We start from the raw sequence: 20,960 nt of genomic DNA, 5'->3' as shown, positions 1-20,960 counted from the left end.
TTTTTTGGATACAAAATTACAACGAGCTAATAATCAATCTCATACAATTATTCCCCAAGAAAAAGTAATAAGGGATGGATTCTCATCTGCTTTTACTTTAGTAGATGATGTTGTACTCAAAAATTACATTACAAGATTGCCTGACTTCTCTGTTATACCTCTTGAAAAGTTAGCCCTTGCAAACAATCTGGGAAAAATTCGTCTTTTCAAAATTACCGAAATGGTATATGAACAAGATGAATCGGCAACATATAAATTTGCAAGTATGTTTAATGCAGTTGCAACTACAAATAGTGCCATTGTAACAATTATTGATAGTGATGGCGTTAAAACGGATTTTTATTTGGGAATTCGATCTCTATCTGAGGAAAACAGCACACAGACTTCATACTCTACTCTTATTAATGCTATGAAAGGGCAGTTTCCTGGAACTCAGATTGAAAACTTGAAAAATAGTCGAATTGAAGAACTACTATCTTCTATTGACTCAACTTCTTTGTCGGCAGTATCGTGTGTTGCAAATAACAAAAATAAGGAGTTTGTAGGCAACGATGAATATTTGCAGGGTCTTGAAAAGCTTGCATTAGCAATGCAAGGTAGCCGTTATACTGCGATCATTGTTGCTAATTCTACATCCCAAGCCCAACTTAATGCAGTACGGCAGGGATATGAAACCATATACACTCAATTATCGCCGTATGCAAATACAGTTGTCAGCTACGGGACTAACAGATCTACATCAAAAAATGAAACTGAAACAAACGGCGAAAACCAAAGCGAAGCACACGGAACCAATACAATGCACACCGATAACAAGAGCACTACCGTTAATACGGGTACTTCTACTTCTGTTTCTGAACAGACAGCAGGAAGTAAAGTAGGAAGTACTATCGGTGCTTCATTATCTATTGCCGGTGCTGTTATCGGAAGTATTATTCCTGGAGCTGGTACTGCCGCTGGAGCAGCTATTGGTGGTGCAATAGGTGGCTTAGTTGGAGTAGCAATTTCTACTGCGACAAATAAAACCGTTACATCTACTTCTGGTGGAGGTAGCGAAAGCTCTGGTACAGCCGACGCAACTGGAACAAACGATACCATTACCACAGGATCATCTCATAGCTTAGCTACTTCGCTCGGACTAACAACCGGTGAAACACAAAATTTACAACTGACAATTCAAAACAAGCCTTTGATAGATATGCTTGACAGAATTGACAAGCAATTAGAGCGTCTTTCTGAATTTGAGAGTGTTGGAATGTGGGAATGTGCAACATATTTCCTTAGTGCCGATTCATCAGTTTCTGAAGTGGCTGCTGCCACTTATAAAGCTTTGATGAGTGGGGAAAACTCTGGCTTAGAAGTTTCTGCAATAAACACATGGAATAAGCCACAAGAACTGATTTCAGAAGGAGTTTCCCAAAACGAATTGATTTCTGAATATGTAAGGAACTTTATCCACCCAGTGTTTGACTACCGTATCAATGGATTTGACATTCCAATTATGCCCACTAATCTTGTGAGTGGAAACGAATTGGCTATTCATATGGGATTACCGAGAAATTCTGTTTGCGGTTTTCCTGTGATAGAACACGCCGATTTTGGAAAAGAAGTCGTAAAATACGATAAAAAAGATAGCTCTGAAGTCATCCGTCTTGGAAGTGTTTTTAACATGGGTCGTGCTGTTGAAGAAAGTAAGGTTACTCTTGATGTTGAGAGTCTTTCAATGCACACATTTATTGTTGGGGCAACTGGTAGCGGTAAATCAAATACAGTTTACAAAATTTTAGATGAACTTACCTCTACTCGCAGAGATACATTAAATTTCCTTGTAATTGAACCAGCTAAGGGAGAATACAAGCGTGTATTTGGACACAAACGAGGTGTTCATGTATTTGGTACAAACCCCAAATACACTGAACTCTTGAAAATCAATCCATTTAAGTTTCCTGCTGGTGTTCATGTTCTTGAACATATTGACAGATTGATTGAAATATTCAATGTTTGCTGGCCTATGTATGCAGCAATGCCTGCTGTATTAAAAGAAGCTGTCTTGGCTTCGTATAAATCCTGTGGATGGGACATGACTGTTTCGGTAAATATTGTTTCATCAACATTGTACCCAACCTTCCAAGATTTATTGGAACAGTTGATCCGTGTAATAAATGAATCCGCTTATTCCGAGGAAGTTAAATCAAATTACATTGGCTCATTGACTACACGAGTAAAGTCACTTACTAATGGGCTAAATGGTCAAATATTTGCCGCTGACGAAATAGATAACACTACTCTTTTCGATTCAAATGTTATTGTCGATTTAAGTCGTGTAGGTTCGCAGGAAACAAAATCATTGCTGATGGGAATACTTGTCATGCGTCTTTCAGAACATCGTATGACAACCAACGACGGCTCAAATGAAAAATTACATCATGTGACTGTTCTGGAGGAAGCACATAATATCCTAAAAGCAAGCACTCATGCAACTTCTGAAGATGGTGGAGATATAGCTGGAAAGTCTGTTGAAATGATTTCAAACGCTATTGCTGAAATGAGAACATACGGAGAAGGTTTTATTATAGCAGACCAATCACCAAATGCTGTTGATATATCAGCAATACGCAATACTAATACTAAAATCATCATGAGATTACCAGAAGAAAGTGACAGAAGAATTTCTGGCAAGTCTGCTGCTATGAAAGACACCCAACTTGATGAAATAGCTCGTTTACCAAAAGGCGTTGCAGTTATTTACCAAAACGATTGGATTGAACCTGTCCTTTGTAAGATAGATAAGTATGAAGGTCAAGAAAAGGAATACACAAGACCTGCTTCAATCCAAAACGATGATAACAGCACTAAAGCAGCTACCATTTTAATCAACATTGTTGCTAAAAATCGCCTGGATAATTCAGATACATACACAAATAAAGAAATTGAATGGGCAATAGAGAAGTGCCATTGTACTGTCAAGATAAAAACCATGCTGTATTCTATTCTTAAAGAGTACAATCAAACGAAGAAACTGAACTTATGGCAACCGGAAAATTTCTCAAAGCAGGCAATTCTTGTGAAAGATATTCTTGACTTAGATGGAGCTGTCGATAACGCAAGACAAATGTCTATTGATTTCATTGGTTTCAACTGCTACCTAAACTCTCTGGTGGCACAAAAGGTTGAAAATGCTTCTGATGATTTGATTATTAGTATCAATCATTGTTTGATGAAAGCATACAGCGAAACAAAAAAAGATGGAAGTGAGTATTATCAATCATGGTATAACACCATCATTGAAAGGGGGCATTTAATGTGAGTAATCCATTCTTTCCCGAAACTAAATATGGAGAAGTATACAATTCGGAAATAAAGAGTGAGTTGAAAATTGAAACAACCTATACCGAAAAAATAGACGCAAAAATCAAAATTGAACGGTGTGGTTTGCTTCCACGAAATGGTGGGGAGTGGTCTGGAGAACCTGGCAACTCTGATTGGAAACCAGACCCGAATGTTGAACCAGGAGATAGGCATGGTACAAACCCAGAGCATAAGACTTGGGAGCAAATAATGGACGAATATGATTTCGATTCCATTCCATTCAACGACGATGAACCTGACTTTTCTGAAGTTGCAAAAGGAGAAGTGGAAATCGACGATTTTTCCGATGACAGAGATTCTAACTTCGACCAAGCAGACGAAAAGCTCGCAGAACAAAGAGGATGTACTCCTGAAGAAGTTGCAAATTGGCGTGAGGAAAACAAATATACCTGGCACGAATGCAAGGACTGTAAAACAATGCAAAAAGTCCCAACAGAAGTACACGGTAATATTTCTCATTCTGGTGGTATATCTGAAGCAAAATCACAAAGCAAAAGTGCTTAACTGAAAGGAGTGAATGAAATGGAAGCAACTTGTATAGATAATGTATTTGGCGAAATGTCTTATAAACATAGATGGTGCAAGAAACAGTCAATTTCTATGTTTGGTGAAGACTGGACGATTACGATTGCAGCAAAAGCATATTCTGGAAAACCAATTACAGAAGAACAGCAAAAAGCATATTCCTACTTCATGAATAATGAAAAAAGAATGATGGATACTGTTGGAGAACAGCTTAAAAGCTATGTGAATGAAAACCTTAGTTCTCTTGCAGAATATTGGATTAGTGCAAGAACCATCGTCAATATCAGTGAGCTTGCTCAGATGGTTACACCCAAAACGCTTTTATTCAAACAAGATGGTACAACGATAATGTTGTTAGATTGCGTTTGGGATATTGAAGGTGGCATGGCAGTTAAACTCGCACCAAATATTGTAGTTGGAAGTCAAGACTTGTTCTTATAAAAAAACAGCAAAGTCACGGTTTGCACTTAATCCGGAGTGTAAATCGTGGCGTCGTTTATATTGGGGGATTTCGTTTTCCTTGTGTTGTTGATTTATTTCGCAGAGGATGTTTTTTGTATATTATTTTGCATCTTCAATCGGAACACTAAAAGTCTGTAAAGAATCCTTATACTGTAACTGGACCAGATTATCATCCAATGTTCCAGACTCGTATTCCGCTGCAATTTCACGAACTGTATGATTTAAAGCAGTAGAACCCACGCTGTTTTAGATGAAACGAAGGAAGTTGTCCTTAAGATTTATTCCCGTCCGGAATTGTCTGGGACTAACTTCCTCCACTTCAAAGAGATACGGTTCGCAGATTTTGGAATCCATATTTCCTATTTTGCTCTTTCCAGTATACTAAAAAATGCAGGGTTTGGAAGCCCCCAAAAGAAAAAAATTCGTTACCGGACTCACCGGCGTAAGCGAGCCCCATCCAGGACAGCTCATCCAGATTGATGCCACCCCCTATGAATGGTTTGGCGGAAATGCCACCTGCGCCCTCCATAGGGCAATTATTGATGCCTCTGGCAAGGTGGTTGGCCTGTTCCTTACTCAGAACGAATGCCTTTACGGCGACAATGAAACCATGCGCCAAAGCCGTGTGGACTTCGGCATCCCCCAAACGGTTTACTCAGACAACCATACGATTTTCCGTTCCCCTAAAACAGGAAAAAGCTCACCGTGGAGGAACTGATTGCCGGGAAGACTGTCCACCTGACCCAGTTTGAACGGCCTATTCATGAACTCGGGATTGACTTGATATTTGCTAAGACGCCACAGGCCAAAGGGCGCATTGAGCGTCTAAGGGTAACCTTACAGAGCCGTCTTTCCATCGAATTTGCCAAACGTGGGATAACGACCGTAACGGAGGCTAACCGCTTTTTGGAAGAAGAATAGAGAGCTGTTCAACCCAAAATTCTCCGTTGAGCCAGAAGCAGAATCAATCTTTGTGTCACTGGCAGACCTTTCAGAGAATGGGTATGGCGTCAGCCTGTTAAATTATTGTAAATATGGATACAGCATCAAGGACAATGCAATAAAGCTAAGCCTATTGAAGAGCGCAGTTTACCCGGACACAATGGCGGATAAAGGAATGCATGGATTCACTTATTCTCTGTATCCCCATATTGAAAATGTGACAGAAGGCGAGACCATCGAAGCCGCCAACCAACTGAATCTGCCTGCACAGGTTGTTTCCGGTGTATTTACCTACCGGAGAAAGATTGTGGAAGTGTCTTTAGACTGTGTGCAGATTGATGCAGTGAAGAAAGCGGAGGATGAAGACTGCCTGATTGTGAGGCTGCATGAGTGCAGGTGCGGAAGCAGAAAAGTGACACTCACTTCCCAGTTTGGAGTAAAACGTATTATGCCCTGTAATTTACTGGAACATGACAGCGGGGAGGCGGTGGAAGGTTCCAAAGTATCCTTTGAGGTTACACCGTTCATGATTAAGACTTTTAAACTGTATCTGTAAAAACAGATAAAAAATAAACTATTAGACGGACTGCTATCGCCTGTGGCGGCTGATGGCAGTCCGTTGATTCATGAGTGTTTTTTGCAAGCACTTTTTGGAGAAAAATGTAAAATATTTTTGGAGAATGTTGCATCTCCAAATTGAAGAAAGATGCAAGGCCCCGGCTGGCAGATATTATGCCAGCCACATAGCCATTGCAGACCATATTTAGTTGTTATAGCGTAAGATATGGAAACGGAGGTTCCGAGTTTTCATCTTCATGTGCATGTTCTCTGAAATAGCGGAATTCCTCATCCAGATTTTTATAGTGGACAAAGTCATGCAGATATCTCAAATCTTCTTCTGCGCATTTATGGTCATCTATGATATCAAGCAGATAATCATCCATCTCCGCATAGCGTTCCTAAAGATTTTGATATTTTTTCTGTTCTTTGATAACTTTTTTATTTTTAGTCATTGTTACCTGCCTCCTGACTGCTGATTCTTGAAAGAGTTGCATTGATACTTGATTCACGTAACCGATTATTGATCCCCGGCAACAAAATCAGTTCCACGTGGTGAGTGAGCCTGCCAATCAGTGCTGTTGTCATCCGCTGGTCATAAAGAACGTTCACCTACTGTGAGAATTCAAGATCCGTGTTTAGAATCACCGATTTCTGCTCGTGTATCTCAGAAAGATAATCAAATAGAAGCTGTGAACCGGTGCGGTCATACGGAACATATCCGAATTCATCCAGAATCAGTATCTGGACACTATTAAGCTTCTTTTTCAGTGCAGTAAGCCTTCCGCTGCTCTGACTCTCGGAAAAAAGATTGATAAGTCCGGCAGTGCGGTAGAATCTTACCGGAATTTCCTGATTACATGCAGACATTCCGATCAGAATGGAGAGCATTGTTTTACCGGTTCCTGTTCCACCATACATGATGACATTTTTTCCTGTATGATAAAAATCCAGGTCTAACAGGCTTTGGAAGCTGACGTCTTCCGGGAAATCTATCTCATCTGTCCTGAATTCTTCCACACGGTATCTGTGTGGGAAGCCGGCTGTATTGAGGAACTTGCTCTTCCTTTTTGCTGTCCTATATTCAATTTCATTTGTCAGAAGATTTAAAAGGTATTCCTGCGGTGTGTCTCCTTTCTGCTCGAAAGCCTGTCCTGCAAAGTTTGTAGACAACTTGAGCTGTTTGCAGCATGCTGCAATGGATTTTTCTATATCAGCCATTTGAGACACCTCCCTTCTTGAGGGCGGCATCCAGCATCTTCAGATTATTTCTGAACGGAATGACCTTCTGCTGTGACAGAAAAGCTTTGTTTTCAAGGGGAGGCAGAAACGGTACATCTGCATAGGTTCGCCTGTAAAGGCTCTGCAGACTGTCCGGATCGGTTGCATTCAGCCGTACAGACTCATCCACTGTCTTGACGGCACTGGCAAATCCGGTTCTTTCTGTAAGTTCAGCAAGAACCTTGAGTACCCGCCCGCGTTCCTTATTTTCACAATTATTCATGTATATCTGCATGCTCTGCGGCATCATATCATAAANCTCATCCACTGTCTTGACGGCACTGGCAAATCCGGTTCTTTCTGTAAGTTCAGCAAGAACCTTGAGTACCCGCCCGCGTTCCTTATTTTCACAATTATTCATGTATATCTGCATGCTCTGCGGCATCATATCATAAATGCCACTGTTACGCAGAGAGCGGGGTTTCCTTGCGATATATGTAAGATATGGCAGCCAATCCATTCTTTTATGCTCATCACCGTAAAGACGCTTGTGACGGACAACTTCATGCATGTCTGCATCCATGACGGTCACAGCAGATGATGTAATCTTAAGATTTAGGATGGATTCGCAGAAAGCCGGTGAAGCGGAATAACGGTGCTTTCCTGCATCAAGGGTAAACTTTCCATATTTATCTGTTGTTGAGGTCGTGTAAAGTGCCGTGTCAAATGGTACAGAAGGAAGCGGCAGTAAACGTGCATTATTTTCTTCAAATAGCTCACTGCTAAAGCGGTCGGCATCGTCATCATAGTGTTCACGCCGCATATCTGTTTCGCAGCGGTCAAGAAGACGCCTGTTTTCTTCCGTAAGGTCATCAAAGCGGGGGACCGGCACAAGTTCGTTACGGCGCAGATAGCCGACCTTATTTTCCACGTTTCCCTTTTCCCAACCGGATTCGGGATTCATGAATATCGGCCTGATATGATAGTGCTCACAGAAGCGCTGGAAACGTTCTGTTATATCGCATCCCCCGCCTTTAATGACTTTAGTGACAATGGTTCTGGTATTATCAAACCAGATTTCGGTGGGAACTCCATCGATGTGCTCAAATATAGCAACCAGACCTTCCAGAAGGCACTCCATGTTTTTACCGTAATTAAGCTGTAAAAAACCGCCGTTGCTAAAAGGAAAACTAAGCACAAGATACTTGGCTTCGTGATAGAGCCTGCCGTTTTCGTAAAAATCGGCTGTTCCAAAATCCGCCTGAGCTTCGCCGGGGCGATGTTCAAGAGGAATATAGCCATCGGTTCTTTTTAGGCGTAGTTCCTCTTTCTTCTGCTTGACGTATAAAGCGACAAGACGGTAACTGCAGTTGAAACCATCTGCTTCATCCTTAAGGCGTTTAAATATTCTTTTGGCTGTATGTCGTTGCTTTCTTGGCGCAAGCTTGTCTGCCTGCAGCCATTCATCAATCAGAGGCTTGAACGGGTCAAGCTTGGATTCATGAGCCTTTAATGATGCCTTTATGGGAGAAAGACCGTTAAAGTCCTCCATATCCACATATTTTTTGACCGTTTTCCAGTTAAGGCCGGTCTCAGATGCTCTATTTTACAATAAACAATTCATGAGTTAATGCGTTCACAATTGGATTGCCAGGCTGCTGAAAACTTATGACGACAGCCGTCCGGAGGCAGACGCGGAGACTATGGATAGAGTGAGAGCGGTGCTGGAGAAATCGGGGACAGATATGAGTTATTTTGAAAAATGATACGAGGCTGTATTGGATTTAAAAGTTTCAGTATGCTAAATTTATGAATATGGAATATATAAGAAAAGTGGCATAAACGCTGGGGTTATGTCATTTTTCTTTTTTTACCATGGCAACCATATTAATTATCTTGCCCTTCCCGGCATAAATGTCTATAATATTCATCAAAGCCCCCCAAAAAAACCTACAAAATACAAAGGAATTCAACAAAATGCCCATACAAAAAAAGTTCCATAAAATATCCTGGACAAGACGTATGATCATAGCCCTGATCATTGCCACCGTTATGCCTGCAGTCATTATTTCCTCTATAATTTTTAATGTGGCGGCAAAAAATCTTGAAAAACAGGCATACGAACTGACAGATTATAAGATCACCCAGCGTGTCCGTTTTCTTGAACTGGACCTGCGGCAGGTATTTGATCTGATCTACCAGACCGTGGTGGACCCTGCGGTGGCAGGAGCCATGGACAGTCTCAACCGTGGCAAAGAGCCAGTGGAGAGCAAAACAACCCTGCGTAGTAAATTCATATCTTATGGTCAGATGCTGGAGGCGGTCCAGAGTATGACATACATAGATAACCGGGGAGAAAACTATTATACCTATGAGAAGTTCAACAGTGTCTATGACAACAATATGTGGTCTGATAAAGAGCGGCGCCTGGGGCTGTGCAGTCGGACAAAAGAATCGGAATCAGCCGTATTTTTGCCCACGATCCAGGAAGAACTTGCCGGGGGCAGGCAGATTGATTTATTTTATATAGCCATACCTGTTCAGGATTATGTTGCTGACAGTAATGTGGGAGTGCTTGTCATGGGTATCGGCATGGAGTTTTTTCAGAATCTGGATACCGGTGACGAGGATGATTCCCAGTGGAATGATATGGTGGAAGTGATAGACCCCCAGGGAAGGATCATATATTCCCAGGAGAAAAACAGAATAGGAAAGATCTCGGAAGGTACTGATAAATCAGACAAAAACAGGTTGATAAAGGAAAATCAGATAGAAAAATCCAATTGGACCATGCGGTCTTATGTAAACCTTAAAGAAATAAAACAAAATCTATACGGTTTCCGGCAGATAACTATATTGATTGGCATTATATTCATTGTACCGTTTGTCGCAGTGGTCTGGGCACTGAGCAAATATTTTACAAGAAATCTCAGCATGCTTTCCATGAACCTGAAGAAAATAGGGGAAGGACAGGTGGGCATGCAGCTTGATGCCACCATTGAAGATGAGTTTTATCCCGTCATCCAGCAATTTAATCAGATGTCAAAAAGTATTGAACGTCTGATAAAGCGGCTGAAACGGGAGCGTGCCCAGACAGAGGAGGCGGTGACAAGGCAGAAACAGGCAGAACTGCGTGCCCTGGAATCCCAGATTAACCCCCATTTTCTCTATAATACCCTGGACAGTATTAACTGGAGGGCAATTGAAAATGAGGAATATGAAATCAGTGAAATGATTTCATGCCTTGCGGACCTGCTCAGATACAGTATTACGGATATAGACGGGATGGTGCAGGTGAGAGAAGAAAAGCAATGGCTGAACAAGTATCTTTTTCTGCAGCAGAAACGTTTTTCAGATAAATTCACCTTTATTATCCGTATACCGAAGGCAGCGGAAGATATTCTGATACATAAAATGCTGCTGCAGCCGATTATCGAAAATTGTGTGGTTCATGGTATTAATGAAATGAAAAAAGATGGAAAGATCACAGTTGAAGCATCCATGGAGGAGGGGAATCGGCTGCGGTTTGTTATTAAGGATAACGGAAAGGGAATAGAGGAAAAGACGCTGGCAAGGCTTAACCGTAAGGATAACAGAGGGGATATCGGCACGGATAATGTGCGGGCAAGACTGGAAAGCTATTACGGAGGAGAAGCATTCATACGTTACTATAGTTCAGAGACGTCAGGAACAGTGGTAACCGTGGAAATACCTTATGGAGAGGAAGTATATGCTAAAAATAGTGATTGTGGAGGATGAGTATATGGCCCAGACAGGACTGGGGCATCTGATTGAGAAGATCAATCCAGAATATCATATTGCAGGTTATGCAGATAACGGCTGTGATGGAATGGTCTTGGTTAAAGAGGTAAAACCTGACATTGTTATCACAGATATTAAGATGCCCAGGATGAATGGACTGGAAATGATTGAAAGCCTGAGGCAGATCCATATGGACTGCCTGTTCGTGATTCTGAGCGGTTATGCAGAGTTCTCTTATGCGCAGCAGGGCATTTCTCTGGGAGTGACAGACTATCTGTTGAAGCCGGTGACTGTGCAGAAGATCAAAGAACTGATGGAGCGGCTGGAGGAAAAACTGAAGCCTGTCCGCCAAGAGGCAAAAAAGGAGGAGGCGGTTTATTCTCTTCTTGTTACAAAGGTGATCGGATATATACATGAACACTTTCAGGATAAACTGACACTGGATGATCTGGCGGAGAGGTATAAGGTGACACCTGAATATCTGAGCCGTATGTTTTCCAGGGAGGTTGGCCGTCCTTTTGTCAATTATCTGAAAGAGTACCGTATTGGCAAGGCCAAGGAGATGCTGCAGAAGGGAAACAGAAAAATATATGAGATTGCTTTTGAAGCGGGATATTCGGACGTGAAATATTTTTGTCGGGTATTTAAAGAGGTTACAGGAGTATCCCCGAAAAAATATCTTCAGTTTGGTGAAAACGAAGACAAAACAGAATAATTTGAATATAGATAAAATGACCGGATATGTGTAGCGAAAAACATATATTTGGTCATTTTTTGTGCAAAAGAATCCACTTTTGTTAAAATCGTATAATTTTGCCTGAAAATGAAAACTGATATAATAAAATCATCTTAAAGAGAGCAGTAAAAATACCGGTATTTGAAAAAGTTAACAAGTTGTAACAAAAACACAGATTATTGGAGGAAAGAAATGAAAAAAAGATATTTGGCGATGGCACTGACAGGAATGATGACGGCGGGTCTGGTGGCTGGCTGCGGAAGTTTAGGTGATACTCAGGCGGATACAGCAAAAGATGCAAAGAATGAAAAAACAGCAGATACAGGGAAAGATTCTGACGGCGGGGGAAAAACTGAGGTTGTACTGTGGCATAGTATGGTATCTCCTGAGGTAGAGCCGTTCCAGGAAATGATAGATAATTTTAATGCACAGAGTGAAAAGGCAACTGTTGTGACAGAATGGGTTGCCAGGGATGAGCAGACAAAACAGCTCACGATCGGCAATATGGCAGGTGAACTGCCGGATATGGTATTTGTGGACAACCCGGAAGTGATCAATTATGGAGAGATGGGCGTATTCCAAGATATCAAAAAACAGTTTGACGGATGGGATGAAAACCAGTTCCTGGACAGTATCACAAACTCCTGTGTATATGAAGGTAAAATGTACGGTGTTCCTTATATCGGAAATAACCTTGCCCTGTTTTATGACAAGGATATGCTGGCAGCCGCGGGCGTGGAAGCACCGACAACCTGGGATGAACTGGTGGATGCAGCGGAAAAGACTACAAAAGATGGTGTCTACGGCCTGGGATTTTCAGCAATCAAAAATGCGGAGTGTACATTCCAGTTTATGCCGTTCCTCTGGTCAGCAGAAGGGGACTGGACGGATATGGGATCGGATGACAGCATAAAGGCCATGACCTATTACTCTGATTTCGTGAAAAACGGTTTTGCAAATAAAGAAGTTTTAAACTGGTCACAGGCTGACGTGTGCAAACAATTTGCATCCGGCAATTGTGCCATGATGGTAAACGGCTCCTGGAACGTAGGAACACTCAGAAATGATGCACCGGATAAGAACTGGGGAGTTGTGCCCATTCCGCAGGATAAAGTACCTGCATCCTGTCTGGGAGGCGAAGCTCTTTGTATCACAAAGAATGCAGATGCTGACGCCTGCTTTGAGTTTATTGAGTATCTTTGCGGAAAGGATATTTCTGCTCCGTATGCAAAGAGTGTGGCAAAATTCTCTCCTCGCTCCGATGTGGATATTGATAAAGAGTTTGCAGATGATCCGGAGATGAAAGTATTTGCTGAACAGATGGAAAATACAAAACCACGCGGGCCCTATCCAAAATGGACAGAAGTGGACAATGTTATCATTGAAGCCTGTCAGAGCGCACTGACGGAGGCAAAGACCCCGGAGCAGGCATGCAAGGATGCAGCCGCGGCTATTGCGGATATTGAGGAATCATTAAAAAAATAAAATGTTGAATTTGCCGATCTCAGGCAAGTGACATTACCAGGAGTCTGCCGGGTTTTTCGGTTTTAAGAAATCCCGGCAGACTTTTTGACTCTAAATACCCTGAAAAGGAGCGGACATTATGGGCAGTAAATATTCCAGAAACAGCAGGCGGGAAATACGAAACGGATATGCATATATTATGCCGGCACTGATCTTCATGGTCGCCATGATCGGATTTCCCATTTTGTATAATTTTTATATCAGTTTTTTTGACATGACAGCGCAAAGCGTAGGCATGGGTCATGCGGAATTCATCGGTCTTAAAAACTATGAAGCGATTTTCAGTGATCCGACGATGTGGAAGGCTGTTAAAAACACATTTTTTTATACAATTTTTTGTATTGTATTTCAGTTTATTATCGGATTTGCTTTTGCTATGTTTTTCAGTAAAAAATTTAAGGCTGCAAGGTATTTAAAGGGCCTTATGGTTATCAGCTATATGCTTCCCATGACAGTGGTAGGACTTATGTTTAAGTTCATGCTGAGCCCCACAAACGGAGTTATCAATGATATTCTTATGAATCTGCATCTTGTGAAAGCACCTGTGGAATGGCTGCTGAATGAAAAAACAGTTATCTGGGGGCTTATCATTGCCAATACCTGGGTGGGAATCCCCTTTAATATGTTGTTATTATCAACCGGTCTTGACAATGTCCCCCAGGATGTCTACGAGAGTGCATCTATTGACGGTGCAAATTCCGTACAGAGGTTTTTTTATATTACTGTGCCGATGATCAAGCAGTCTATACTTTCTGTTTTGATATTAGGATTTGTATATACGTTTAAAGTCTTTGATCTGGTCTATGTGACTACAGGGGGAGGGCCGGTGGATGCCTCGGAGGTTCTTTCCACTTATTCGTACCGTCTTTCCTTTAAGACTTATTATTTTGGACAGGGGGCGGCTGTAGCAAATGTATTGTTCCTATGCCTATTCGTGGTGGCATTGGTATATCTGAAATTGATTGGAAAAGATGAGGTGAGTTGACTATGATGAAGCAGCGGACAAAAAATATAATTGATACCATAATAGCAGTTATAATAGCGGCAATATTTCTCTTTCCCATGTACTGGATCATTATCAGTTCCCTGAAATCCGATACTGAGATCTTTGCGCAGGTACAGACATGGTTTCCAAAGGAGATCCATTGGGAGAATTATATAGAACAGTTTCAGAATAAATCCAATACAGCTAACATTTTTGTTCAGTTTAAGAATAGCTGGATCATAGCTATAGGTTCCATGGTTCTCTCACTTGTCCTGTCTATTCCCGCTGGATATGGATTGTCAAGATTTAAGATCCCGGGGAAGAAATCGATTTTGATGATTTTTCTGACAACACAGATGTTGCCCTGTTCCCTGGTGCTGACGCCTCTGTTCCTGATCTACAACAAAGCGGGGCTTTTGAATACATATCTTGCGCCCATCCTGGCAACAGCCACAATATCCATTCCATTTGTAATTATGGTGCTCAGGCCTATTTTTATGGAATGCCCTAAGGAGATAGAGGAGGCGGCAAGAATTGACGGGTGTAATTACTTTACGGCATTTCTCAGAGTTACACTGCCTATATGTAAGAGCGGTATCATAACGGCTGCGGCGTTTTCTTTTATTTTTGCATGGAATGATTTGGTGTATTCCATAACCTTTAACAACAAAGGTGATCTGCTTCCCATGACATCCGGGATCTATCAGTTTCTCGATGCATACGGAACAAAATGGAATATGATCATGGCTTATGGTGTGATCATTGTGCTGCCAATCGTGGTGTTGTTTGTAAGCCTGCAGAAGTATATTGTAGGCGGACTCGTGGGCGGTGCTGTGAAAGGCTGAGCGCGTCCAGAAAAGGGCGGTTGGTTTAATGGGTGGAAATCCCATACGGCAAGGCGTAGCGAGCCACCGTTAGCGAGTCTTGGGTGCTGACTGGTAACAGGCAGGGCTAAGCGTAGACAGTTAGGAAATAGGGTTGCAATGCTATTGAGCCTCGAAATTTTACAAAGCTTCAAAGGTCGACGCAGTTTAACCATGCGGAAGACAACATCACAGCAAGCGTTAAGCGAGTTTGTTGTGGCTTTGGCGGGGTCCGAGGGCCAATCATGTTTCACAATGACCAATCAGTCAACTGGAGAGAGCCTGTGATTTCTTGCAGGGAGATTGCTTACTCCCAGACAAGTATGACGTACAACGATGACAAGGAGGAAATCAAATGAGTCACAGGCAGTCGGATATTCCTATATTACCAGAGAAACCGCTAATCACGGTGGAGGGAAGGGGAATACATAATAACGCTCTTTCTGAGGACACATTTACCGTACTCAGGGACGGGAGGATAAGTGGGAACGAAATTAGAAAGAATAGCAGACAAATCGGCTCATGAAAGCCGCCCCATATTTACGTCACTGTATCACTTACTAAATGAAGAGCTGCTGCTTGAGTGCCACAAAGAATTAGACGGAAAGAAAGCAGTAGGGATTGATGAAGTAACAAAAGAGGAATACGCCCGGAACTTAAGGGAGAATATTAGGAGTCTGGTGAAAAGGCTGAAGAACAAGGCTTATAAACCAAAGCCAACATTACGTGTATACATCCCGAAAGCAAATGGCAGGAGACGTCCTTTGGGAATCGCATCGTATGAAGATAAAATTGTACAATTAGGATTAAAGAAGATACTGGAAGCAGTATATGAACCAAAGTTTCAAGATAACATGTACGGTTTTCGTCCAAACAGGAACTGCCATATGGCAATCAAAGAGATGTGTATCAGTATTGTCCGCAAACGGATCAATTATGTAGTGGACGCAGATATCAAGGGTTTCTTCGACCATATGAGCCATGAATGGACCTTGAGATTCGTTGGGTACTATATCAAAGACCCCAACATACTCTGGCTGATAAAGAAATATCTGAAGGCAGGAGTATTAGAAAGCGGAAAGTATCAAACGAACGAGGTTGGTTCAGTACAGGGAAACATCATCAGTCCGATACTGGCAAACATCTACATGCACCATGTACTGGTGCTGTGGTATAAAGCATACTTTGAAAAGAGTGGAACAGGGAACAGTTTTCTTGTGGTATACGCCGATGACTACCTTGCAGGCTTTGAACATAAGACAGAAGCAGAACGCTACTACAAAGAAATGCAGGAGCGATTGAGTAAATACGGGTTAGAGATTGAGACGAGTAAAAGCAGACTTCTGGAATTCGGGAGATATGCGAAGGAAAGAAGAAAGCGGAGGGGGGAGGGGAAACCCGAGACCTTTGACTTCCTAGGATTTACATTCTATTGCGGTGAAAACCAAGCAGGGAAGTTTTGTGTAAAACCGAAGACCAATGGTAAACGGTTAGCAACAAAGCTAAAGGAAATGAAACAGTGGCTGAAATATAATCGGACAACGCCGCTGAGGAAGTTGATGCCGATACTAAACCTCAAACTGATAGGACATTACAGGTACTATGGTTTGACCTATAACATCCAGTCACTGGTAAAATATCACTATTACATAACACAGCTGCTATATCGCTGGATGAACCGCAGAAGTCAGAAGAAAAGCTACAATTGGGAGGGATTCAAGCAGATGTTGGAATATTACCCACTAGCTTATCCCAAGAAATACTTCAATCTCTATGCGTAGCATGAAACTGTAAACGTTATTATGAAGAGCCGTATGCGGGAAAGCCGCACGTACGGTTCTGGAAAGGACTTCATATCGTGAGATATGATTTTACTAAACGTTTTCAGGTGATTTTTGGAGAGGAGAGACACATCGGATGAAAGGTATTGTAAAAGGTGAGCAGGAACGTTTAAGCTGGCGGTATGATGACGAACTGTTGTATATTGAGGCGTGGGGCAGGGACAGCTTGCGGGTCAGAAGCACACATTTGGAGAAAATGCCGGGAAAGGACTGGGCTTTGGAACCACAGAGAGAAGTGAAGCCGGTCATCAAAATTTCAGATGATTCTGCCAGCATAACAAATGGTAAAATCTGTGCAAGGATCAATACATATGGTTATATTTCTTTTTATAATGAGAAGAACGAGGAAATCCTGAAGGAACGCTGGGAAACCAGGGAGGTTCCGGTGGATATGATGGCTACGGAGAATTACGCCCGTGTCCTGAAAGAATGGGGTGGCACCGTGCCGAAGGCGGTTATGACCTTTGAATCAAATAAAAACGAAAAAATTTACGGCATGGGCCAATATCAAATGGAATATTTGGACCTGAAGGGGTGTGAGCTTGAACTCTGCCATAAAAATTCCCAGACAAGCATTCCTTTTTACATTTCAAATAAAGGGTATGGTTTTTTATGGAACAATCCGGCAGTGGGAACTGTTAATTTCGCGAAGAATATGACCCGATGGACCGCAGAGGCGTCCTGCGTAATTGATTATTGGATCACGGCAGGGGAGACACCAGCCGAAATTTTGGAAAATTATACAGCAGTTTCAGGGCGGCCGGGAAAATTTCCGGAGTGGGCGTCCGGCTTCTGGCAGAGTAAGCTGCGGTATCACAACCAGGAAGAGGTTCTTGAAACAGCCAGAGAATATAAGAGAAGAGGACTCCCTTTATCTGTGATAGTCATAGATTTTTTTCACTGGAAACATCAGGGGGACTGGTCATTTGACCCGGAATATTTTCCTGATCCCAAAGCTATGGTGGATGAACTGAAAGAGATGGGTGTTGAACTCATGGTATCTGTATGGCCTACAGTGGAGCCGTACAGTGAGAATTATGCCAGGCTGAAACAATTGGGATTTCTGACCAGGGCGGACCGAGGGGTGAGGACACAGTATCATTGTCTGGGGGCTCAGGTATTTTTTGATCCCACAACACAGGGAGCAAGAGAGTTTTTATATGAAAAGCTGAAAGTGAACTATGGGAAATACGGTATCCGCATTTTCTGGCTGGATGAGGCGGAACCGGAATATCAGCAGTTTGATTATGATATTTACCGTTACCAGGCCGGCTCTGCCAGAGAAATCGGCGGCATATATCCTCTTTGTTACAGTCAGGCCATCTATGACGGAATGAAAAAAGACGGGATTGAAGATCCCATAAATCTTACCCGAAGTGCATGGGCAGGCAGTCAGAAATTTGGGACACTGTTGTGGTCAGGGGATATATATTCCAGTTTCCGTTCCTTCCGTATGCAGATTCGGGCCGGCTTGAATGCCGGTATGGCCGGAATTGCATGGTGGACAAGTGATATCGGCGGATTCTGGGGAGGAGATCCGGAGAGTGAAGAGTTCCGCGAACTTCTGGTCAGATGGTTCCAGTTTGGCGTGTTCAGTCCAATATGCCGGCTTCACGGCCATCGCCGCCCCTCCGGAACCCTGCCGGAAGTTGTGGACAGCGGGATGTTCGACTTTAACACCTGCGGTCCGAATGAGGTATGGAGTTACGGAGAAAAAAATTATGGAATCTTAAAAGAGCTGTTGATGCTGCGGGAGAGAATGCGTCCCTATGTGGAGGAAACAGCAGCCGGGGCATCCGAAACAGGAGAGCCTATGCTCAGAACAATGTTCTTTAACTACCCGGCAGATGAAAACTGCTGGGAGACGGAAGATGAGATTATGCTGGGAAAAGATCTTCTGGCAGCGCCGGTCACATATCCGGGGATGACTTCCAGGGAGGTATATCTGCCGAGAGGAGACAGATGGATTGATTATTATACCGGGAAAGTGTATGAAGGCGGGCAGACATTGAGGTACCCTACACCTCTTGAAGTGATACCGTTTTTTATCAGAGAGGAATCCGGGCAGTATGAAAGGCTCAGGGGATAGGCAGAGGGAGGTTTAGGCAGATGAAAAAATTAGATTCACCAAAGCTGTCAGACGTGGAGATAGAGGACAGATTTTGGAGCAGATATATTAAACTGGTGCGGGAGAAGATGTTGCCGTATCAATGGGAAGTATTGAATGACAGGGTAAACGATGCGGCGAAAAGCCACTGTATTGAGAACTTTAAGATCGCCGCAAAAGAGAGTACGGGAAAGTATTACGGAATGGTTTTCCAGGATACGGATGTGGCAAAATGGTTGGAAGCCCTGGCTTACAGCCTGGAAGGAAAAAAGAACAGCGAACTGGAAAAAGAGGCTGATGAAGTTATAGATTTGATCGGAAGGGCGCAGCAGGAGGACGGATATCTGGACACGTATTATACCATTCAGGAGCCTTTGGGAAGATGGAGCAATTTAAGAGAGGGACATGAATTATATACTGCCGGACATATGATCGAGGCTGCATCGGCATATTATCAGGCCACAGGGAAGGACGGTTTTTTGAAGATCGTATGCAGACTGGCAGATTGTATCTGCAATACCTTTGGTCCTGATGAAGGAAAGATCCACGGATGTCCGGGGCATCCGGAGATTGAGCTGGCACTGGTTAAGCTTTACCGTCTGACAAAAGATGAAAAGTATCTGAATATGGCAAAGTATTTCCTGGACATCAGGGGCAGTCAGAGTCCCGGCCACTTTGAGGAAGAACAGAAAATGGACGGATTTCAACACATTTTTCCGGAGTTTGAGCATCTGGGGTATAATAATATACAGGCCCATAAGCCGATACGGAGGCAGAAGAAGGCGGACGGACATGCGGTCAGGGCTTTATATTTGTATTCGGCTATGGCTGATGTGGGATACGAATCCAGAGATGAGACTTTATTGGATGCCTGCAGAACACTATTTGATAATATTACCGGCGCGCAGATGTTTATCACCGGCAGCGTAGGGGCAGCGGCTGACGGGGAATGTTTTACCTGTGATTATGATCTGCCTAATAATTATAACTATTCGGAGACGTGTGCTTCTGTAGCACTTGCCATGTTCTCACTGAGAATGTTCCAGGTGGAGAGAGACGGAAAATACATGGATATCGCCGAGAGAGCGCTTTATAATACGGTTCTTGGCGGTATGTCGTTAAGCGGGACAGAATTTTTTTACGTGAATCCTCTGGAGGTGGTACCAGAACAGTTAAAGACAAACAGAACCCTTCATCATGTACTTCCCTCCCGGAGAAAGTGGCTTGGTGTTGCCTGCTGCCCTCCCAATATTGCCCGTACACTTACCGGATTAGGGAATTATATTTATTCTGAAAATGAGGATACTCTGTTCGTCAATCTTTTTATCGCCGGAAAGTGTTCAGTAAAATTAAAGGATGGCACCATATCTGTGTCTGTCCGGACAGATTATCCCTATAATGGCAGGGTGAAAATAGCAGTAGAAAACCATGAATGTATTCCGTTTTCCCTGGCAGTACGAGAGCCCGGATGGACAAAAGTGGAGCGGATCATCAGTAAGAGCGGAAAAGAGGTTTTAGTCAGACGGGAGAAGGGATATCTGTACACTGAAAGAACAGTTTGGGAGAGCGGAGCAGAGTTTAGCTTTGAGGTACCTTTAAAGCCTGTCCTGATGTGTGCCCATCCCCGTGTTGCTTCGGATGCAGGGAAGGCGGCAATCGTAAGGGGACCTTTGGTGTATTGTCTGGAGGAAGCCGATAACGGAAAAGATCTGGGAGCTGTCGTACTGGATGCCGGCGGTAGTATGGAGCCGGTATTCCAGGAGGATCTGCTGGGAGGGACTACCGCTGTTTTAGCGGATGCCTGGCGTGTAAGTGAAAAAGGATGGGAAGGGAAATTATATCAGCCCGTGACGGAACGATTGGAGAAATGCAGGGTTAAGGCTGTGCCGTACTGTATGTGGAATAACAGGGGGGAAGGGGAGATGCGTGTGTGGCTGCGGGTAATGAAAGAATATCAGGAAAATACGCAATGATAAGACGCATATTGAAAGCAGATTGTCATTAAATCGGACTTTGGGGGGAATCAGATGGAACCGGTATATACATTTTTTATTTCTGGTGCATA

14 protein-coding genes and 2 pseudogenes are annotated in these 20,960 nt (G+C 42.9%); 13 read left to right on the top strand and 3 right to left on the bottom strand.

Annotated elements, in window-relative coordinates; translation table 11 throughout:
- Window positions 1–4: 4 nt before the first annotated feature.
- From C6P39_RS06965 to C6P39_RS27665, 5 genes and pseudogenes are all read left to right on the top strand, one after another.
- Window positions 5–3,307 carry an ATP-binding protein gene (locus tag C6P39_RS06965; RefSeq protein ID WP_104803265.1) on the top strand — a complete coding sequence of 1,101 codons (3,303 nt, stop codon included), beginning with the start codon at window positions 5–7 and terminating at the stop codon, window positions 3,305–3,307.
- Window positions 3,304–3,873 (top strand): HNH endonuclease, encoded by a 570-nt coding sequence (locus C6P39_RS06960; protein WP_207657115.1) that lies wholly within the window; start codon window positions 3,304–3,306, stop codon window positions 3,871–3,873. Before C6P39_RS06965 ends, C6P39_RS06960 begins: the two co-directional genes overlap by 4 nt.
- A gap of 18 nt (window positions 3,874–3,891) precedes the next feature.
- Window positions 3,892–4,335, top strand: coding sequence for a DUF6985 domain-containing protein (locus C6P39_RS06955; protein WP_104803264.1), 444 nt, complete (start codon window positions 3,892–3,894; stop codon window positions 4,333–4,335).
- A gap of 258 nt (window positions 4,336–4,593) precedes the next feature.
- A pseudogene (locus tag C6P39_RS28840) lies at window positions 4,594–5,344 on the top strand (ISNCY family transposase); the annotation flags it as partial.
- Window positions 5,330–5,854 carry a glycosyl hydrolase-related protein gene (locus tag C6P39_RS27665; protein WP_242986971.1) on the top strand — a complete coding sequence of 175 codons (525 nt, stop codon included), beginning with the start codon at window positions 5,330–5,332 and terminating at the stop codon, window positions 5,852–5,854. The pseudogene C6P39_RS28840 and the gene C6P39_RS27665, both read left to right, overlap by 15 nt.
- Window positions 5,855–6,068: 214 nt before the next feature.
- Here the strand turns inward: C6P39_RS27665 and C6P39_RS06945 are convergent, their stop codons facing one another.
- The 3 genes and pseudogenes from C6P39_RS06945 to istA all read right to left on the bottom strand — a co-directional run.
- Entirely contained in the window at window positions 6,069–6,242 is a 174-nt protein-coding gene (locus tag C6P39_RS06945) for a hypothetical protein (protein ID WP_242986969.1), read from the bottom strand.
- Between the two features lie 226 nt (window positions 6,243–6,468).
- A complete protein-coding gene (locus tag C6P39_RS06940; RefSeq protein ID WP_242986967.1) occupies window positions 6,469–7,077 on the bottom strand; it encodes an ATP-binding protein in 609 nt (202 codons plus the stop codon).
- Window positions 7,070–8,665: pseudogene (gene istA / locus C6P39_RS06930) on the bottom strand (IS21 family transposase); the annotation flags it as partial. The pseudogene istA and the gene C6P39_RS06940, both read right to left, overlap by 8 nt.
- 389 nt (window positions 8,666–9,054) lie before the next feature.
- Here istA and C6P39_RS06925 point away from each other — a divergent pair.
- The 8 genes from C6P39_RS06925 to C6P39_RS06890 all read left to right on the top strand — a co-directional run bounded on the left by C6P39_RS06925 (window position 9,055) and on the right by C6P39_RS06890 (window position 20,868).
- Window positions 9,055–10,836 carry a sensor histidine kinase gene (locus C6P39_RS06925; RefSeq protein ID WP_158661480.1) on the top strand — a complete coding sequence of 594 codons (1,782 nt, stop codon included), beginning with the start codon at window positions 9,055–9,057 and terminating at the stop codon, window positions 10,834–10,836.
- Window positions 10,808–11,554, top strand: a complete 747-nt coding sequence (locus C6P39_RS06920) for a response regulator transcription factor (RefSeq protein ID WP_158661479.1) — start codon at window positions 10,808–10,810, stop codon at window positions 11,552–11,554. The genes C6P39_RS06925 and C6P39_RS06920 overlap by 29 nt, the downstream gene beginning before the upstream one ends.
- A gap of 213 nt (window positions 11,555–11,767) precedes the next feature.
- Window positions 11,768–13,060 (top strand): sugar ABC transporter substrate-binding protein, encoded by a 1,293-nt coding sequence (locus C6P39_RS06915; protein WP_104803261.1) that lies wholly within the window; start codon window positions 11,768–11,770, stop codon window positions 13,058–13,060.
- 118 nt (window positions 13,061–13,178) lie between these two features.
- Window positions 13,179–14,084 (top strand): carbohydrate ABC transporter permease, encoded by a 906-nt coding sequence (locus C6P39_RS06910; RefSeq protein WP_104803260.1) that lies wholly within the window; start codon window positions 13,179–13,181, stop codon window positions 14,082–14,084.
- A gap of 2 nt (window positions 14,085–14,086) precedes the next feature.
- On the top strand, window positions 14,087–14,929 hold the full coding sequence (locus C6P39_RS06905; protein ID WP_104803259.1) for a carbohydrate ABC transporter permease: 843 nt from the start codon (window positions 14,087–14,089) through the stop codon (window positions 14,927–14,929).
- A 500-nt stretch (window positions 14,930–15,429) separates the two neighbouring features.
- Window positions 15,430–16,728 carry a group II intron reverse transcriptase/maturase gene (gene ltrA, locus C6P39_RS06900; RefSeq protein WP_104803258.1) on the top strand — a complete coding sequence of 433 codons (1,299 nt, stop codon included), beginning with the start codon at window positions 15,430–15,432 and terminating at the stop codon, window positions 16,726–16,728.
- Window positions 16,729–16,864: 136 nt separating this feature from the next.
- Window positions 16,865–18,877 (top strand): glycoside hydrolase family 31 protein, encoded by a 2,013-nt coding sequence (locus tag C6P39_RS06895; RefSeq protein WP_104803257.1) that lies wholly within the window; start codon window positions 16,865–16,867, stop codon window positions 18,875–18,877.
- Window positions 18,878–18,897: 20 nt separating this feature from the next.
- Entirely contained in the window at window positions 18,898–20,868 is a 1,971-nt protein-coding gene (locus tag C6P39_RS06890) for a glycoside hydrolase family 127 protein (RefSeq protein ID WP_104803256.1), read from the top strand.
- The last annotated feature ends 92 nt before the right edge of the window (window positions 20,869–20,960 follow it).

It is taken from the genome of Blautia marasmi, from assembly GCF_900258535.1.
Lineage (GTDB): Bacteria > Bacillota > Clostridia > Lachnospirales > Lachnospiraceae > Blautia > Blautia hominis.
Note: the sequence above shows the minus strand (reverse complement) of the source record. Positions and strands in the feature narration are given on the sequence as shown.

What these genes read in the sequence shown, in the direction of transcription:
- C6P39_RS06955 (WP_104803264.1), top strand. Translation starts at nt 3,892, where the DNA reads ATGGAAGCAACTTGTATAGATAATGTATTTGGCGAAATGTCTTATAAA.
- C6P39_RS06945 (WP_242986969.1), bottom strand. Translation starts at nt 6,242, where the DNA reads ATGGATGATTATCTGCTTGATATCATAGATGACCATAAATGCGCAGAA.
- C6P39_RS06940 (WP_242986967.1), bottom strand. Translation starts at nt 7,077, where the DNA reads ATGGCTGATATAGAAAAATCCATTGCAGCATGCTGCAAACAGCTCAAG.
- C6P39_RS06925 (WP_158661480.1), top strand. Translation starts at nt 9,055, where the DNA reads ATGCCCATACAAAAAAAGTTCCATAAAATATCCTGGACAAGACGTATG.
- C6P39_RS06920 (WP_158661479.1), top strand. Translation starts at nt 10,808, where the DNA reads ATGCTAAAAATAGTGATTGTGGAGGATGAGTATATGGCCCAGACAGGA.
- C6P39_RS06915 (WP_104803261.1), top strand. Translation starts at nt 11,768, where the DNA reads ATGAAAAAAAGATATTTGGCGATGGCACTGACAGGAATGATGACGGCG.
- C6P39_RS06910 (WP_104803260.1), top strand. Translation starts at nt 13,179, where the DNA reads ATGGGCAGTAAATATTCCAGAAACAGCAGGCGGGAAATACGAAACGGA.
- C6P39_RS06905 (WP_104803259.1), top strand. Translation starts at nt 14,087, where the DNA reads ATGATGAAGCAGCGGACAAAAAATATAATTGATACCATAATAGCAGTT.
- C6P39_RS06895 (WP_104803257.1), top strand. Translation starts at nt 16,865, where the DNA reads ATGAAAGGTATTGTAAAAGGTGAGCAGGAACGTTTAAGCTGGCGGTAT.
- C6P39_RS06890 (WP_104803256.1), top strand. Translation starts at nt 18,898, where the DNA reads ATGAAAAAATTAGATTCACCAAAGCTGTCAGACGTGGAGATAGAGGAC.